This is a genomic window from Sunxiuqinia elliptica (assembly GCF_900113005.1).
Lineage (GTDB): Bacteria > Bacteroidota > Bacteroidia > Bacteroidales > Prolixibacteraceae > Sunxiuqinia > Sunxiuqinia elliptica.
The window spans coordinates 211,479-227,779 of record NZ_FONW01000002.1 but is presented as its reverse complement, the minus strand read 5'-3'; the positions used below and the strand labels follow the sequence as shown (position 1 = coordinate 227,779).

The 16,301-nt window shown below is 41.6% G+C and carries 17 protein-coding genes; 12 read left to right on the top strand and 5 right to left on the bottom strand.

Translation table 11 applies throughout. The features are described 5' to 3' along the window. Positions 1–19: 19 nt before the first annotated feature. Positions 20–328, top strand: a complete 309-nt coding sequence (locus BM156_RS05645) for a NifB/NifX family molybdenum-iron cluster-binding protein (protein ID WP_166642784.1) — start codon at positions 20–22, stop codon at positions 326–328. Here the strand turns inward: BM156_RS05645 and yjjX are convergent. Then, positions 325–849 (bottom strand): inosine/xanthosine triphosphatase, encoded by a 525-nt coding sequence (gene yjjX / locus BM156_RS05640; RefSeq protein WP_093918868.1) that lies wholly within the window; start codon positions 847–849, stop codon positions 325–327. The genes BM156_RS05645 and yjjX overlap by 4 nt on opposite strands. Positions 850–980: 131 nt before the next feature. On the opposite strand from yjjX, the gene BM156_RS05635 reads away from it, so the two are divergent. The 9 genes from BM156_RS05635 to BM156_RS05595 all read left to right on the top strand — a co-directional run bounded on the left by BM156_RS05635 (position 981) and on the right by BM156_RS05595 (position 10,163). Further along, the gene (locus tag BM156_RS05635) at positions 981–1,505 is read left to right on the top strand and encodes a GNAT family N-acetyltransferase (RefSeq protein WP_212733429.1); all 525 of its coding nucleotides are present in this window, start codon (positions 981–983) and stop codon (positions 1,503–1,505) included. Between the two features lie 3 nt (positions 1,506–1,508). Continuing rightward, positions 1,509–2,390, top strand: a complete 882-nt coding sequence (locus tag BM156_RS05630; protein ID WP_093918867.1) for a VIT1/CCC1 transporter family protein — start codon at positions 1,509–1,511, stop codon at positions 2,388–2,390. Between the two features lie 46 nt (positions 2,391–2,436). After that, positions 2,437–3,105: an AlbA family DNA-binding domain-containing protein gene (locus BM156_RS05625; protein ID WP_093918866.1), complete on the top strand. Its 669-nt coding sequence runs from the start codon at positions 2,437–2,439 to the stop codon at positions 3,103–3,105. A gap of 132 nt (positions 3,106–3,237) precedes the next feature. Next, entirely contained in the window at positions 3,238–4,014 is a 777-nt protein-coding gene (locus tag BM156_RS05620) for a zinc metalloprotease (RefSeq protein WP_093918865.1), read from the top strand. Between the two features lie 88 nt (positions 4,015–4,102). Continuing rightward, positions 4,103–5,251, top strand: a complete 1,149-nt coding sequence (locus tag BM156_RS05615; RefSeq protein ID WP_093918864.1) for an alkaline phosphatase — start codon at positions 4,103–4,105, stop codon at positions 5,249–5,251. Positions 5,252–5,357: 106 nt separating this feature from the next. Then, on the top strand, positions 5,358–6,305 hold the full coding sequence (locus BM156_RS05610; RefSeq protein WP_093918863.1) for a bile acid:sodium symporter family protein: 948 nt from the start codon (positions 5,358–5,360) through the stop codon (positions 6,303–6,305). A 70-nt stretch (positions 6,306–6,375) separates the two neighbouring features. Continuing rightward, entirely contained in the window at positions 6,376–7,713 is a 1,338-nt protein-coding gene (locus tag BM156_RS05605) for a 1-acyl-sn-glycerol-3-phosphate acyltransferase (protein ID WP_093918862.1), read from the top strand. A 33-nt stretch (positions 7,714–7,746) separates the two neighbouring features. Beyond that, positions 7,747–8,310, top strand: coding sequence for a manganese efflux pump MntP (locus BM156_RS05600; RefSeq protein WP_093918861.1), 564 nt, complete (start codon positions 7,747–7,749; stop codon positions 8,308–8,310). Positions 8,311–8,357: 47 nt separating this feature from the next. Continuing rightward, a complete protein-coding gene (locus tag BM156_RS05595) occupies positions 8,358–10,163 on the top strand; it encodes a histidine kinase N-terminal 7TM domain-containing protein (protein WP_093918860.1) in 1,806 nt (601 codons plus the stop codon). A gap of 48 nt (positions 10,164–10,211) precedes the next feature. Here the strand turns inward: BM156_RS05595 and BM156_RS05590 are convergent, their stop codons facing one another. The 3 genes from BM156_RS05590 to BM156_RS05580 form a co-directional block, all read right to left on the bottom strand. Continuing rightward, complete coding sequence (locus BM156_RS05590) at positions 10,212–11,525, bottom strand: DEAD/DEAH box helicase (protein ID WP_093918859.1); 1,314 nt, start codon at positions 11,523–11,525, stop codon at positions 10,212–10,214. Positions 11,526–11,642: 117 nt separating this feature from the next. Next, on the bottom strand, positions 11,643–12,749 hold the full coding sequence (gene dprA, locus BM156_RS05585) for a DNA-processing protein DprA (protein WP_093918858.1): 1,107 nt from the start codon (positions 12,747–12,749) through the stop codon (positions 11,643–11,645). Between the two features lie 49 nt (positions 12,750–12,798). After that, positions 12,799–13,248: a hypothetical protein gene (locus BM156_RS05580; RefSeq protein ID WP_093918857.1), complete on the bottom strand. Its 450-nt coding sequence runs from the start codon at positions 13,246–13,248 to the stop codon at positions 12,799–12,801. Positions 13,249–13,347: 99 nt separating this feature from the next. Here BM156_RS05580 and aroB point away from each other — a divergent pair, with 99 nt between their 5' ends. Together aroB and BM156_RS05570 are read left to right on the top strand one after the other, a co-directional pair. After that, a complete protein-coding gene (gene aroB, locus BM156_RS05575) occupies positions 13,348–14,412 on the top strand; it encodes a 3-dehydroquinate synthase (protein WP_093918856.1) in 1,065 nt (354 codons plus the stop codon). 17 nt (positions 14,413–14,429) lie between these two features. Beyond that, positions 14,430–15,659 (top strand): 3-phosphoshikimate 1-carboxyvinyltransferase, encoded by a 1,230-nt coding sequence (locus BM156_RS05570; protein WP_093918855.1) that lies wholly within the window; start codon positions 14,430–14,432, stop codon positions 15,657–15,659. Positions 15,660–15,789: 130 nt separating this feature from the next. Here the strand turns inward: BM156_RS05570 and BM156_RS05565 are convergent, their stop codons facing one another. Further along, positions 15,790–16,236: a GNAT family N-acetyltransferase gene (locus BM156_RS05565; protein WP_093918854.1), complete on the bottom strand. Its 447-nt coding sequence runs from the start codon at positions 16,234–16,236 to the stop codon at positions 15,790–15,792. Positions 16,237–16,301 lie beyond the last annotated feature (65 nt).

Below are 16,301 nucleotides of genomic sequence, written 5' to 3'. Positions count from 1 at the left end.
ACTTTATAAATTAATGTGTATGATTGCAATCAGTGCTACTGACAAAAAAGTAACAGCCCCGATGGATCTTCGATTCGGACGCGCGCCCTATTTCTATCTTTCTGACGGAAAAGAATCTCGTTTTATTGTAAACCCCTATTGCCAGGAAGAAAATGACGTTGCTCCTCGCGTGGTACAACTACTCGCCAACGAGAACGTATCGAAAATTATAACCGGAGAAGTTGGTCCTAAAGCACATGACGGATTGCTCAAACAAAATATCCAGATCATCATGCTTGATGAAGAACGCATCAAGATCAACCAGGTTTTGAAAAAAATCAACTTTTAGGGATACAATTTTTTATTCAAAAATGGAATTAATGCCAACACAAGTCCGTGTTGGTATAGCTGTTGGCGAGTTAGTAAATCATTGGTCAATAAGCCAACAGCCCCATTTTTTTGTTTCGAGTTCTCTTTCTTGAAAACCTGGTCATTCGCATCACCCAATTCCAAGCCTGAAGCAATTAGGCGAGCAATTTCCGGCGGCAACTCAAAACTTCCGGTGCGCCCAAGTGCTTGTTTTTCACCATCCGAAACTACAATCCACGCAAAAGCTTGCAAGCGGTTATCAATCGTTTCAAGTCCTCCTTCAATACCAACAAAAAAGTCAGCATCTCCTACGCGATTCAATAAGTAATCAACTCGGTTCTGTGCTCCGCGTTTAGTCTCATCACTCGTAGCTGGCTGATCTGCAACTCCTGACTCGGAAGCAACTCCCAAAACATCAGCAGGCGTTGAAAAACAAATTTTGAAAGCTTCTTTAACGGCATTAACTTTGACCGGATTTTGTGAAGCAACTAAAACCTTCATAAAACAAAATCTTTAAGATAACAGATCGTTAGATTTTCAAATCTCAGACTGTCAAACATTGGTAGCATTTTAATCTCGAGCCGTTTATCTGGATTGAGAGCTACTAAACATCAGACAACGATAAGAAATCGATGAACGATACAATAACTAAAATAGGCAATAAAGCTACTTTTACAATTTATAACCATCAAATTTTCCATCCTAAAATGATTATCCGCGAAGCAAAAAAAGAGGATGCTCCAAGCATTGCAACGTTTCAGTTGGCTATGGCTTTGGAAACTGAAGACCTTCAACTAGACAAACCAACTGTTGATTTAGGGGTAGCCAAGGTTTTCGACGATCCAAGCAAAGGCACCTATTACCTTGCCGAGAAAAAGGGACAAGTGATTGCCTCGCTGTTAACCACCTTTGAATGGAGCGATTGGCGCAACGGTACCGTTCTTTGGATTCAATCTGTTTATGTTGTTCCAGAAGAACGCGGAAACGGTGTTTATAAAAAAATGTACCAGCACATTCAACAGCTCGTTGAACAGAATGACCAACTGAAGGGCATCCGACTCTATGTTGACCAAACCAATACTCGGGCGCAACAAGTTTATCAGAAACTCGGCATGACTGCCGAGCATTATCAGCTTTTTGAATGGCTTAAAGAATAACCCATGGAACGTAAACCAATTTCTCCGGAAGTGCGCCAGCAGTTAATTATTGCTCAGCGCAATGAGATTACAGAATACCATATTTATCAGCGTCTGGCTAAAAAGCTCAAGGACAAGCACAACAGCCAAGTGTTGAATGCCATTGCCCAAGACGAACTGAAACATTACAACATCTGGAAAAAATATACCGGACGTGAAGTGAGCCCGAGCCGATGGGATATGTTTAAGTTTTACTGGATTTCTCGTTTGTTCGGCATCACCTTTGGCATCAAATTGATGGAAAAAGGGGAAGAAAGCGCCCGAATCAATTATGCCGAGATTGCTCACGAAATTCCGGAAGCAGCAACCATCAGCAAGGAGGAGAACGACCACGAAGAAGAGCTGATCAATATTTTAAAGGAAGACAAATTAGAATACATCGGTTCGATAGTGTTAGGCTTAAATGATGCTTTAGTTGAGATTTTGGGAACACTGGCCGGACTTACGTTTGCGCTGCAAAATACCAAACTTGTTGCTTTAGCCGGAATTATTGCGGGGATTGCAGGTGCACTTTCAATGTCTTCGTCCGAATATCTTTCAAATAAATCGGAAGGGAACGACGCAGGTGCCGTAAAATCGGCTCTGTTTACCGGGCTGGCCTATATCGTTGCTGTTGTTTTTCTGGTAGCCCCCTACCTCCTGTTTGCATCGCCATTTACAGCCTTGCTCGTTGCTGTGCTCGATTCTGTTTTTGTGGTTTTTGTTTATAGCTATTACATATCCATTGCCAACGATCAACCATTCCGAAAGCGTTTCCTGGAGATGGTGGTTCTCAGTACCGTTGTCGGGCTAATTTCATTCGGACTGGGCTATTTAGTGCGTGTTGCATTTGGCATCGAAGTCTAAAACATTCCACCATACAGCTTGTTGATTTGAAAAACGGAGAAAGGGCATGAGTCAATACCTGCAAAAGTTAATTCTGGAAGGTGAACACCAACAACAGGATTTTAAATACTGCATCAGCGATTCAAAAAAAATCGCAAAATCACTGGTCGCCTTTGCCAACACCGATGGAGGTCGATTGCTCATTGGAGTTAAAGACAATGGCAACATTGCCGGCGTGCGATCGGAAGAAGAATATTACATGGTCGAATCAGCGGCAAAAATATTCAGCAAGCCACCCATTGATTTTGATACCAGGCAGCATTTTATTGAAAACAAAACAGTGCTTGAGGTCATCATTGAGTCAAGCTCCAACAAACCTCATTTTGCCAAGAATGACCAAGGGAAGTGGCTGGCCTACTTCAGAAAAGATGACGAAAACAAGCTAGCTAACAAAGTCATGATTGAAGTTTGGAAAAAGCAAAAAAGAAGTCAGGGCATCTTCTTAAGCTATTCTGAAACAGAACGTTTCTTACTGGACTACCTCGAAAAAAACGGTTCGATCTCTCAATCAGCATTTAGTCGAAAAGCACAAATTACTTACCGGGAAGCGGAACGAGTTCTCTCAGATTTTATCACCCTTGGAATTTTAGAGATCCAAGCCGACGAAAAAAATATCCAGTACACCATCGCAGAAGATTTTGACCGCCAGGAATGGGAAGCCGATCAGTGGCACTAAGCAATAAATAGATCTCATTTCCAAGTCATTCCCAAAATAGCTATAAAAAAGAAAGATTATTTCGTCTTTCAGAAACTTTTTGTGCAAAAACTGAGTTTATCTAAATGCAAACATTACCTAAAGGCAACTAAAATGATAACCCGGATTCGGACCTTTTTGAGACTGGCTTTGCTCGTTGGTGCATTCGTGGGATGTACAGAGCATACGCAACCTGATCCTCAACCCGAGGAACCAGAAGAGCCAGAAGAACCAATCGAGAACTCGATTCAGCCCGCTGACTTTTTAAGCGAGGAAAAATATACCCAGCTGATTGTTGAAATCGTTTATATTGAAGGTTATGAGCCAACCAATACTTCCAAATACCATCTCCTTTCATTGATCGATTCACGATTACATAAAAAAGGGGTACAAATCTTCGCTAAATCCATTTTATCTCCCGGGGAAGATGACTTTTCGCTGGAAACCTTGAAAATAATGGAAGAAGCCTATCGAACCAACGAAACCTCGGAACAGACACTTGTGGTGTGGATTTTTGTTGCTGATGGCCATTATTCAGGTAATAAAGACGACAACAAAATCCTGGGGCTCGCCTATGGACCAACGTCCATTGCCTTGTTTGGAAAAACTATTAAAGACTATAGTGGAGGGCTTAATCAACCAACAACAGCGGTCCTTGAAAGTACGGTATTAATGCATGAATTTTGCCACCTGCTAGGACTGGTCAATAACGGCACACCTATGATCACCAACCACCAAGATGCAACCCATGGTCATCATTGCAGTAACCAAGACTGCCTGATGTACTATGCTGCCGAAACTAGTCAATTTTTAGGTCATTTCCTCTGGAACACCCCACCTTCCTTAAAGGACCAGTGTTTGCAAGACTTAAAAAACAACGGAGGAAAGTGAAACCAATCATTAACCAAAGTTTAATACAGACGAAAATGTCAGTTATTATTTTTATGACTAGTTTTATCGTCCTAAAATAACTACTAAAATGAAGAGAATATTATCAGTTCTGCTTGTTTTCCTAATGGCAGCCCCCTTATTGGCTCAGGAAAACTACAAAACCTTATCCAAGGAAGACTCCCTTAAGATTTACAACGGGGCAAGCACTTACGATGTAAAATCGTACTCAGCTACCTTCAAGAAGCAAAAACCCAAAAACATCATTTTGATGATTGGTGACGGGATGGGTACTGCCCAGGTTTTCGCAGGGATTACCGCGAATGGAGGACATCTTTTTCTGGATAACTTCAAACATGTCGGGTTCTCAAAAACCCAATCAGCCAGTGATTACGTAACCGACTCGGCTGCAGGCGGAACAGCTTTAGCTGCAGGATACAAAACATACAATGGTGCGATTGGTGTTGACAAAGATACCATTGCTCACCCGAGTGTGCTGGAAAAAGCTGAAGAAAAAGGTTTGGCAACTGGTTTGGTTTCAACCTCAGCCATTACTCATGCAACTCCAGCGTCCTTTATTGCCCACCAGCCTTCACGTAGCATGTATGAAGAAATTGCCGCCGATTTTATGAATACGGACATTGACGTTTTCATTGGTGGCGGCTACAAACACTTCACCGAGCGTAAAGACGGTCGTAACTTGATTAACGAATTGGAAAGCAAAGGTTACACCGTGCTTCAGGACATGAACAAGATTGAAAAAGTTAAAAAAGGCAAATTGGCAGGACTTACTGCTTATGAGCATAATGGACGTGCACCTGAGCGTGACGGCATGTTACCAAAGGCAACTGACAAAGCGATCAGCTTATTGAAAAACAATAAAGATGGATTCTTTTTGATGGTTGAAGGGTCTCAAATTGACTGGGGTGGGCACCAAAACAACACCATCTATATTGTTGAAGAGGTATTAGACTTTGATCAAAGTATTGGCAAAGCCCTTGAATTTGCTGCAAAAGACAAAGAGACGTTGATTATTGTTACCGCCGACCATGAAACTGGAGGTTTAGGAATCAACAAAGGCAATATCAATAAACAAAACGTAAAAGGTGGATACACCACTGGAAGCCACACCGCTGTAATGGTACCTGTCTTTGCTTTTGGCCCCGGTGCTGAAAATTTCACTGGCATCATGGAAAACACCGACATTCCAAAAAGAATTAGTGAATTGTTAGAACTATAAGACCGAGCATACTCGGATACTCAACTTTTAAAAAAACTATTGAAAGAAAGCAGGTTCTTTCAATAGTTTTTTACTTTTAGGGCTTCGTTGATTTAAAGTGAAGCTTATGAACTCCTCCATGGAAGTGCTGGATCATGTGCGGTTGAATTTCTCTCCATCCGGCTTACTTTTTCTAAACATTGCCTTAGCCTTCATCATGTTTGGTGTTGCTCTGGGAATTAAGATTGATGATTTTAAGGACATCATTCAAAAACCAAAGTCAGCGATTACCGGAATCATCGCTCAGTTCATCCTACTTCCTTTACTAACCTTTTTACTGGTACTATTGGTAAAACCATCGCCAACCATTGCATTAGGGATGATTTTAGTGGCCTCCTGCCCAGGGGGAAACATCTCCAATTTCATAAGTTCAATGGCTAAAGCCAATGCTGCTTTATCGGTTAGTTTAACGGCTTTTGCAACGTTAAGCGCAATTTTCATGACTCCCTTAAATTTCTCCATATGGGGCAACCTATATGTAAAATTTCACAATAATAGGGTTGCTGAATCACTCATGCGGCCGCTCGAAATTGATCAGCTACAGATGTTTCAAACGGTCTTTATTTTGCTTGGGCTTCCTGTTATTGCCGGTATCCTTTTTGCGTCGCGCTATCCCAAAACAACAGCAAAAATCATCAAGCCGTTAAAAACGGCATCACTGCTGTTCTTCATTATCATGGTAATAGCCATGCTATCAGCCAATTTCGATCATTTTAAACGTTTTGTGCACTTAGTCTTCTTTATTGTTCTGATGCACAATGCACTGGCGCTGGCAACCGGCTTTCTTTTCAGCACCCTGATGAAACGCCCAAGAGTTGACCGCCGAACAATTACGATTGAAACAGGAATTCAAAATTCGGGCCTTGCTTTAGCGTTGATGTTCAATCCCAAAATCTTTCCCCCTGAACTCGAACTTGGAGGGATGGCTGTTATTGCTGCGTGGTGGGGAATTTGGCATATCCTAAGTGGGTTAACCATGGCCAGTTTATGGTCCAGGAAACCGCTGTTTGCCTGATTACCACCCTCTGCAGAATTGGAACAAATTAGCTAAGTTAGCCGCCAACCAAAAACAAATAGCTTGTACAATGAAAAAATGGTCTCTGGGATATGCGATACTCAAACAAGTGGTTCGTTTTGCGTTTTGGATTAGCCATAAACGAATTACCATTATTGGGAAACAACACCTAAGCAAAAGCCACCCACTGATATTTGCGCCCAACCACCAGAATGCACTAATGGATCCCTTAGCCGTTTTATGTACCACGCCCATGCAACCTGTATGGCTGGCCCGTGCCGATATCTTTAAAATGAAACTCGTTCGTCCAATTCTTCACTTTCTTAAAATAATGCCCGTATACCGCATTCGCGATGGCAAAGAAAACCTTGGCGAAAACGAGAAAATTTTCAGTCAAGCTATCGATGTGTTGGAACATAAAAAACAATTGGGTTTATTTCCCGAAGCAGCTCACTCCGGCAAAAGACAAATGCTTCCGCACAAGAAAGCTGTCCCTCGAATTGCTTTCCTGGCTGAATCAAAAAATAATTTCAAGCTACAGCTTCAAATTATTCCTGTGGGTATTTATTACAGTCATTACTGGCATTTCAACCGTGAACTTCTTGTAAACTACGGCTCTCCAATCAATCTGAAAGATTACAAGAAACAGTATGAAACCAATCCTCTTTTAGCAACCAAACAGCTCCGGGAAGAACTAAGTAAACGTGTAGAACAGTTAACCATCAACATCAAAAGCAAGACACATTACGAAAACTATGAATGGTTGCGAGAATTACTTGGGAGAGAGTATGCCCAAAAGCAACTGAGCAAAGAGCCAACGGCTAAAGAACGCTTTATGAGTGACCAGCAACTTATTGGCTTGCTAGAGACTCACGAAGCAGAACATCCGGAAATGTGGATGGATATTCACCGACAAATTGATGAGATCCGTGCTACGCTGGACTCAAAATCTTTTCCAGTCGATTTACTTGAAAAACAAACCAAGGGAATAAACACCATCCTTCAAAGCCTGCTAGGCATTATCCTAACGCCTCTAATCTTTGTCGGATTAATTTTTCACATCATCCCTTTCAGCATTCCCCGACACTTCATTCAAAAAAACATAAAAGATCCAGCTTTTTACAGCACATTTCATTTTGTTTCGGGGTTGATCCTCTATTCCATCAGCTCGTTAATTATTACAGTCCTATCCCTCTACTTATTTAATAGCTTACCAATTGCTTTACTTATCCTTATAAGCTTTTTACTGGGAGGCAAGCTTTCTTTCCTCTCCTTCGCCTGGGGTAAAATACTAATGGCTCGAATCCAATGGTTCATTTTCTCGAAGAAACATCCGCAAGAACTAAATGATTTAAAGCACAAAAAAGAAATACTAAAAGAACAAATGATCAAAATAGTTAACTTCTGATTTTTTTATAGCTTTGCAGCGAATTTTGAAAAAATGGATTATATAACGCTCACAATACTTGCCATTGGCTTATCTTTTGATTCATTTGCAGTTTCACTAATCAGTGGACTAAGCGTGCCCAGAATAGATTTTTTACAAGCTTCCAAATTGGCCATTATCTTAGCCATATTTCAAGCAGTAATGCCGCTGCTGGGCTGGATTCTTGAAAGTAACGTTAGAAATTTCATTGCTCCTATCGACCACTGGATTTCGTTTGTCTTGCTAGCAGGAATTGGAGGCAAAATGATTTATGACAGCCTCAACAAAACAGAGACAGAGAGCATCTCAAATCCCCTCCACTTTCGTGTAGCATTTTTTCTGGGGCTAGCAACAAGTGTCGATGCTTTTGCGGTTGGCTTCAGTGTTGCCAACCTTCTATCAAAAATTTTAATTGCCATTTTGATCATCGGATCAACCACCTACTTTGCTTCCATGACTGGAATTCTTATTGGCAAAAAGACTGGCCCTCATATCAGTCGCTATGCAGAACTTGCAGGGGGCGCCATTCTCGTATCAATCGGAACAAAAATTTTGGTTGAACATCTCCCCTTCTTTTGAGTTTATCCTCTAAAGTTTTGTATCTTCACAATTGCTAATTACAACCAATGAAGCACGAGATTGGTACATACCTTATTTCGCCATTATTGCTCGTTCTCCTATTTTCAGGGCTTGCGGGTTTGCTGATAAGCTTCTACTTGCTGAAATACCGAAAAAATCCGGGTACACTTTTCTTGTCATTAATGCAGTTTTCAACTGCTTTATGGGCTTTCTTTTATGGCCTTGAATATGCCGCCACCGAGATTGACTTAAAAATATTTTGGTCGAAATTCTCTTACATTGGAATTGTCTTTGCCCCCGTCTTTTTCTATTTTTTCAGCTTACATTTTGCCAACAAACAACATAAGCTAAAACGGTTCATTCGATACAGCCTGCCAGCAATTGCCATTCTATTTATGGTTGGAGTGGCAACCAACGACTATCATCATCTTCACTGGCAGTCCTATTCAATATCAACAGATTACAATACGACCATTTATCAATATGGTATCTTATTTTGGATGGTGTTTGCATTTAACTACTTCCTTTTAATATTGAGCATTGCCAACATTGTCCCCTTAGTATTTAAATTTCCAGAGAACTTCCAGGTACAAATTGCTTTAATAATTACAGCCTGTATATTTCCTGTGATTGGAAATATGATGTATGTGTTTGATACAAGCCCCATCCCAGGCTTTGACTGGACGCCTATCTTTTTTGTTTTTTCAGGAATCATGCTTTCCTATATCAATATTCGTTACGGAACGTTTGACCTCATTCCATTCGCCCGAAACAAACTGCTGGATACCATTCCTGATGGCATTCTAGTCATCGATAAATTCTTACGCGTGGCTGATGTTAATCCGGCTTTTCTAAGACTAATAAGAGAACCCAAAGAGGAAATCATTGGACGTCCCTTGATTGATGTTTTTCCTAAACGGACCTCACTGATTGAGCAATTGAGCCAAATGAAAGAGATCCCCCCCATGGAGCTAGAAACCGTTATTGATGGGCAAAATCATTTCATGGATATGCGTATTTCGTCACTTTATGACCATCAAAATAATCTCTCTGGGCGACTTGTCATTTTTCGGGATATCACCGAGAAAACGATTTACGAACAAACCATCAGCAAAGCCAATAAGCAACTCAAGCAAGAAATTAGAGAGAAAGAAAAACTTATTTCTGATCTGGATGCTTTTGATCATACGGTAGCCCACGACCTCAACAATGTTATTGGAGCAATTGTCACTTCAACAGATTTACTTCAGTACGAAATTGACAGTAAAAACCACGAAAATCTGGAAGAGATTATCAGTCTGATAAAGCTATCAGCCAATAAATCTTTTCACGTCATCAAAGAGCTACTCACTCTGGCTAGCGTTCGCCAGCAAGATGTAAGAATGGAACGAATAGATATGCAAAAAATCTTTGAAGAGAGTGAAAAGCGTATCGAAGATATGATCAAAACCTCCAAGGCAACAATCATAAAACCAGATGACTGGCCATCCGCATACGGCTATGGCCCTTGGATTGAAGAAGTCTGGGTGAATTTTTTAAGCAATGCCGTTAAGTATGGAGGAAAACCACCGGTTATTGAGTTGGGCTCAACGCTGTTCTATTCTGAAAAAAAAATCCGCTATTGGATCAAAGACAATGGTAACGGACTGACCAAGGACAAACAACAAAAGCTCTTTCAGAAATACGAACGATTTAATCAAACGCACATTGAAGGTACCGGACTTGGCTTATCAATTGTGAAACGGATTATAGAAAAGCTGGGAGGCGATGTCGGCGTATTAAGCAATGCCATTCCCGGGGAAGGCTGTATTTTTTACTTCACCCTTCCACAGGAAGATCCATCAAAAAAATAAGGCCCCATTAATTTCCGCAATCAAAAATAAAATTAGAACGAGGATCGGCTATCGACGACGTTTTCCTTTATTCTTGCGTTTTATTCTGGCACGCTCCGCTGGCTTAATATTTTTGGTTGGTCGTTTCTTTTTCTCGTGAAAGGCTCCTTGATAATCTGGATCTTCCATTTTCTTCTGGCGATCAATTTCGCGCATTTGAAGCTGGTGCTCCGCTTTTCCGGTTGACTCAACCACCAGCTCCTCCGGTAACTCTTTCTTCTCGATCTTCATCCGGATGACTTCCTCAATCTTTCTCAGGTGATACTCTTCAGCTGGATCAATTAATGAAATGGCTTCTCCATGATTATTCGCCCGGGCGGTACGTCCAATCCGATGTACATAATCCTCATAGCGTTGTGGTAAATCAAAATTGATAACATGAGTAATCAAACTCACATCTAACCCTCGCGCTGAAACATCTGTCGAAATCAAAATACGAACATCGCCATCCTTAAACGCCTGAATTGCATTAATCCGAGCACTCTGTCCTTTATTGGAGTGTAAAATTCGCTTTTCTCCTTCGGTCTTCCTTCGGATAACCTTAAACACATTTTCGGCATGCTCTTTCGTTCGAACGAAAATCAAAACCCGGCTAAAGGCTTCTTCATCTTCCAACCAAGACCGAATCAAATTTAGCTTGGTTTTAAAGTTCGGAACTTGATAATAGGACTGCTTTACGAGTTGAGCAGGAGTTGCTGAAGGAGCAACCTCCACACGTTCCGGGAAGTCCAGAAACTCTTCCGTCATCGTCTCCACTTTTTCGTTAAAAGTAGCCGAGAAAAGTAGGTTCTGTCGTTTGACAGGGATAATCTCCAGCAACTGCCGAATTTGTGGCATAAATCCCATATCGAGCATACGATCAGCCTCGTCAATTACCAACGTCTTAATTTTTTTCATCGACACTGCTCCCGCTTGGTACAAGTCGCGCAAACGACCAGGAGTTGCGACTAAAATGTCAATTCCTGGCTCAATCAAAGCTGCATGCTTGGTCCAACCAACACCACCATAAACAGCAGCGTGGCGAATATTGCTATAACGAGTCAGCTCTTCAATGTCTTCTCCTACCTGAATGGCAAGTTCCCGCGTTGGTACCAAAATTAAAACTCGAGGATCATCTCCTTCTGCTTTTACCAACTTCATAAAAATTGGCAATAAATAAGCTGCAGTCTTTCCTGTGCCTGTCTGGGCAACCCCAACCACATCGGCTCCCGACCGAATGACCGGAATAGCTTTTTCCTGGATTGGTGTTGGCTGCTCGAAGCCAAGCTCATCCAATACTTTTAAAATCGATTTGTTTACTTTTAATTCGCTGAAACTTGTCATAGGCCGCAAAGATACATTCTTTTGATTTATTATTCATGCGGGACCTGTAATTTGACAAAGGTCAAGTAGAAAGGGCAGAAACAAAGCTGCAGACAAAACACCTCTTGCTTCCTTTGCTTAAGTTAATTTATACATCTTCCCGGGCAAGCTACTTACAATTCCTTTAAACTCCAGAGCCAGCAAAACAGAGGACACTTTGCCTACCGGCATTCCCAATCGCTGGCACAATTGATCGATGTACAGTGGCTGACGTTCCATTGCGTCAACTACTTGTTGCTCCTGATCGGTTAACTCTACAAACAACTGTTTTTGAATTCGGGTGGGTTTGTCAACCTCTTGTTGCCAAGCCATCGCGTATTCCAGATCATCCAGCGTTTCAATCATCGATGCCTTGTTGGATTTGATCAGCAAGTTACATCCTCTGGAAAACAAATCAGCATGACGCCCGGGAACTGCAAACACATCCCGGTTATAGGAATCAGCAATGTCAGCCGTAACCAATGCGCCTCCTTTTTCTGCTGATTCCACAATAATTGTCGCATCAGCCAATCCCGCGATAATCCGATTGCGCTGTAGAAAATTTTGCCGGTCAATCTTCGTTTCAGAAATAAAATCAGAAACCAAACCACCATACTCCAACATTTTATCGGCCACCGATTTGTGCAGCCGGGGATACACCTGATCCAAGCCATGCCCCAACACTCCAATTGTTGGAACACCGTGCTTTAACGATGCTTTGTGTGCAGCAATATCAATCCCATAAGCCAGACCGCTGATAACGGTATAGCCACCTCGTTGAGCCATCTCCAACACCAAGGAATCACAAAAATCTCTCCCGTAGTTTGTTGCATTGCGTGTTCCAACAATGGCCACCACCTTGCTCGCATTAAATGAGATATTCCCTTTCCAAAACAGGAGCAATGGCGCATCGACACATCGTTTTAACCGGGCAGGATAATGTTCATCCCAAATTGAAGCATATTGGATTCTGTTCTCTTGAATAAATTCAACTTCTTCGGCAGCTCGCTCCAACACATCGCTTTCCACAATCTTTTGGGCAGTAATCTCGCCAATTCCCGGAACTTTCATTAAGGCCTGTTTTCTTGAGGTAAAAATAGGCTCAATGCTTCCGAACACAGTAAGGAGTTGCCTTGCTAAAGAAGGGCCAACACCCGGAATTAACGATAAGGCAATTTGGTACTTTAACTGATCAATGTGGTTCATTTCTGGGATTTATGATAAATTTATACAATCATCCCAGCTTTTGCAAGTGTTATTTTGTTTTTTGAATGGTCGCCAAATCGAGTTGAATGGCCCGAATATCATTACGACTCATCGCTGCCAAACTCAATGCAGGATACTCTGCAACCCCTTGTTTCGTTTTGATTTCCAGATGCAAGTCATGAAATAAGAAGGTCTTTTTCACTTCTCCTCGATAAAGCAATCTCTTTTTAAACCTGATGGTATTGTAATCCTTACCAAAGAAAGTAATGATCGGATAGTAACGAACTTCCAATAAATCATCGGTCGATTGGTAATGTACGTAGTTGAGCCCAACAATCTGAAAACCGATAACAAAAAGGACGACAACTCCTCCATTGATCAACGCAGCCAAGTCCATTTCCTGCCAAATAAAATAAACCAGAGGAAATAACATTAATACGACTCCCAAGTTAAAGGTCCGTTTTATACTTCGTGAACGTTTTTGGTTTGAAACTTCCATAGCTTTTTAATGAATCGTAAATAATCCAGCGTTTTAGATATTGATTTTATAGTGCTGGTAAAAATGTTTTAACTTTGCTTGCTGCTAAACACACACAGAATGACTACATCAAAAATACATTCAAATATTATCTTTTCCCAAAAGGTGGCCGATGAACTCGAGAAAATTGTCAAGCAGTATCCTGTGGGAAAACGTTTTCTACTCACGGAAGAAACTCCTCGCCAATTGTGCTTACCGCAGTTGGAGAAACTCATTGAAGATTATGGCATCCAGGTAACTTCAATTGCCGGAGGGGAAACCAACAAGTCAATTCGCTCTGTTGAAAAAGTATGGGAATTCCTGTCAAAAAACGGAGCCGATCGGAAATCGCTGCTCATCAACATTGGAGGTGGCATGCTCACTGACCTTGGCGGCTTTGTGGCATCGACCTTTAAACGGGGAATGGCTTTCGTTAACCTGCCAACAACCCTTTTGGCTCAAGTTGACGCTTCACTAGGCGGAAAAACAGGCATCAATTTCAACGGGTTGAAAAATGAAATTGGTGTTTTTAATGAACCCGATGCCGTCATCATCAATACCGGCTTTTTGAAAACAATTGATGATCAAAATTTCCTTTCGGGCTATGCAGAAATGCTGAAACATGGGCTCATCAAGAATCCCGCGCATTGGGATGAGTTGATGAGTTATTCGCTGGAAAACATCGATTATGATGCACTTCAGGAAATCATAGCCCACTCTGTTGTCGTAAAAGATTGGCACGTGCAAAACGACCTGACCGAAAAAAACATTCGTAAAGCCCTGAATTTTGGGCATACGGCTGGGCACGCTTTCGAGAGTTACGCATTACATAGCGGACGTCCAATTTTACATGGCTATGCTGTCGTTTATGGCATGCTGGTCGAGCTTTACCTATCAGCTAAAGTATGTGGTTTTGATCAAAATCAACTGCAAACAATCAGCCAGTGGATGCTAAAAGTCTATGGTAAATTCGACATTACACCAAGTGACTACGATTCTCTGTACGAACTGATGACCCACGATAAAAAGAATGAAGGAGGCCGGATTAATTTCACCCTGATTTCAGAGATTGGACAAGTAGCCATCAACCAGGACTGCTCTAAAGAACTCATCTTTGAAGCTCTTGATTTTTATCGTGAATTATAAACATACAGAAAACAACCATGCAATTTCAACTTTCAAAACCCAATAAAAAGATCAATGGAAGTATTGATCTTCCTTCATCAAAAAGCATTGCCAACCGTGCCTTGATTATCCAGGCACTGAGCTACAGCCCCTATACACTGCAAAACCTATCAGGAAGTGACGATGTGGAGGTGATGCAACAAGTGCTTAACTCAAACACCAACCAGTTCGACGTGGGACATGCCGGAACCGCCATGCGTTTTCTAACGGCTTTCCTATCGCAAATTGTTGGTGAATGGACCATTACCGGGTCGGATCGGATGAAACAACGCCCCATTCACATTCTGGTAGATGCGCTGGGGCAACTGGGAGCCAAAATCGAATACCTGGAAAACGAAGGTTATCCACCTCTAAAAATCTGGGGTTCGCACCTTAAAGGAGGGATTCTAGAGCTGGATGGAAGTGTCAGCAGCCAATACATTTCGGCCTTGCTGATGATTGCCCCCTGTATTGAAGGAGGCCTGACTTTGAGACTAAAAAACAAAATTACTTCGCGCCCTTACATTGAGTTAACCCTGAAATTGATGAAACAATTTGGCGTTCGTTCGGTTTGGAAAGGCAATGAAATCAGGGTAAGTGAGCAGCCCTATCAAGCGCGCGAATTTACCGTTGAAGCCGACTGGACAGGTGCTTCGTATTGGTACCAGCTGGCTGCTTTGGCTGATGAAGCCAGCATTGAACTCAAAAACCTCCGTTTAATGAGCTTGCAAGGCGATTGCCAAATTGCAGCTTGGTTTAAAGATTTTGGCGTTGACAGCAAAGCCACTCCTGATGGAGTCATTTTAACTAAAACAGAAACCAAGTTACCCAAGCATTTGCAACTCAATCTTGTTGAGAACCCTGATGTTGCTCAAACGATGGCTGTGCTTTGTGTACTCCGAAAAGTTCCATTTCACTTTTCAGGGCTGGAAACCTTAAAAATAAAAGAGACTGATCGCATCGCTGCCCTACAAAATGAGTTGGCCAAACTGGGAGCTGCAATTACAGAACCCCGGCATGGAGAACTAAAATGGGACGGCAACTTCTCGCTTCCCAAAGAAGCTATTCCATGCATTGCCACTTATCACGATCACCGGATGGCTTTGGCCTTTGCTCCTACAGCACTCAATTTCCCAATTGCAATTGATGATCCGATGGTCGTTACCAAGTCGTACCCAAAATACTATGACCACCTCAAGCAAGTTGGTTTTGAAATCAGCCAGTCCTAAATCGATACAAAACACGACAAAATGATATTAGAATGGGGAGCACTAAGTGTTCCCCATTCGGCTTTTGGTGTATTTCGTCTTACACAACAAATAGCATGTCTATTCCATGCGAAACATTTCAAAAATATGGTTATCTCCACCAATGATAGTAATTGTGCAATCCGTCGTATTTAAAATCGCAACGTGGATAAAGACGATTTCCAATGTCATTTGTTTTTTCGGTTTCAAGCATCAGTCCACAAGCACTGGTTTCTTCGCACCACTGCTTACTCCTGTCAATTAAAGCAACAGAAAGCCCATGGCCCCGATAGTCTGGGTGGACAAATAAATCACTCAGCAGCCACTGTTTCTCCAGTTTGATATAATGAAACAATTTGTAGAGTTGAACAAATCCAACCGCTTTGTCATCCACAAAAACAAGAAATATATCCGACTCACTATTCAGGAATCGTTCTTTCAAAAATGCTTTCCCTTTTTCATAATTTGATTCCTGCCGGTAAAACACTCTGTAGGCATCAAATAAAGATGCTACTACATCCAGATCCTCTGGATTTGCTTTTCTGATCGTAAATTTCATGCAATTAAGTTTTAATGTTGTACTGCAAAATTAAAGCCCATTTGGACTATCTTTATCATCCAGTT

Excerpts from the sequence above, each read along its gene's own strand:
- BM156_RS05645 (WP_166642784.1), top strand. The coding sequence starts at position 20 with ATGATTGCAATCAGTGCTACTGACAAAAAAGTAACAGCCCCGATGGAT.
- yjjX (WP_093918868.1), bottom strand. The coding sequence starts at position 849 with ATGAAGGTTTTAGTTGCTTCACAAAATCCGGTCAAAGTTAATGCCGTT.
- BM156_RS05635 (WP_212733429.1), top strand. The coding sequence starts at position 981 with ATGAACGATACAATAACTAAAATAGGCAATAAAGCTACTTTTACAATT.
- BM156_RS05630 (WP_093918867.1), top strand. The coding sequence starts at position 1,509 with ATGGAACGTAAACCAATTTCTCCGGAAGTGCGCCAGCAGTTAATTATT.
- BM156_RS05625 (WP_093918866.1), top strand. The coding sequence starts at position 2,437 with ATGAGTCAATACCTGCAAAAGTTAATTCTGGAAGGTGAACACCAACAA.
- BM156_RS05620 (WP_093918865.1), top strand. The coding sequence starts at position 3,238 with ATGATAACCCGGATTCGGACCTTTTTGAGACTGGCTTTGCTCGTTGGT.
- BM156_RS05615 (WP_093918864.1), top strand. The coding sequence starts at position 4,103 with ATGAAGAGAATATTATCAGTTCTGCTTGTTTTCCTAATGGCAGCCCCC.
- BM156_RS05610 (WP_093918863.1), top strand. The coding sequence starts at position 5,358 with ATGAACTCCTCCATGGAAGTGCTGGATCATGTGCGGTTGAATTTCTCT.
- BM156_RS05605 (WP_093918862.1), top strand. The coding sequence starts at position 6,376 with ATGAAAAAATGGTCTCTGGGATATGCGATACTCAAACAAGTGGTTCGT.
- BM156_RS05600 (WP_093918861.1), top strand. The coding sequence starts at position 7,747 with ATGGATTATATAACGCTCACAATACTTGCCATTGGCTTATCTTTTGAT.
- BM156_RS05595 (WP_093918860.1), top strand. The coding sequence starts at position 8,358 with ATGAAGCACGAGATTGGTACATACCTTATTTCGCCATTATTGCTCGTT.
- BM156_RS05590 (WP_093918859.1), bottom strand. The coding sequence starts at position 11,525 with ATGACAAGTTTCAGCGAATTAAAAGTAAACAAATCGATTTTAAAAGTA.
- dprA (WP_093918858.1), bottom strand. The coding sequence starts at position 12,749 with ATGAACCACATTGATCAGTTAAAGTACCAAATTGCCTTATCGTTAATT.
- BM156_RS05580 (WP_093918857.1), bottom strand. The coding sequence starts at position 13,248 with ATGGAAGTTTCAAACCAAAAACGTTCACGAAGTATAAAACGGACCTTT.
- aroB (WP_093918856.1), top strand. The coding sequence starts at position 13,348 with ATGACTACATCAAAAATACATTCAAATATTATCTTTTCCCAAAAGGTG.
- BM156_RS05570 (WP_093918855.1), top strand. The coding sequence starts at position 14,430 with ATGCAATTTCAACTTTCAAAACCCAATAAAAAGATCAATGGAAGTATT.
- BM156_RS05565 (WP_093918854.1), bottom strand. The coding sequence starts at position 16,236 with ATGAAATTTACGATCAGAAAAGCAAATCCAGAGGATCTGGATGTAGTA.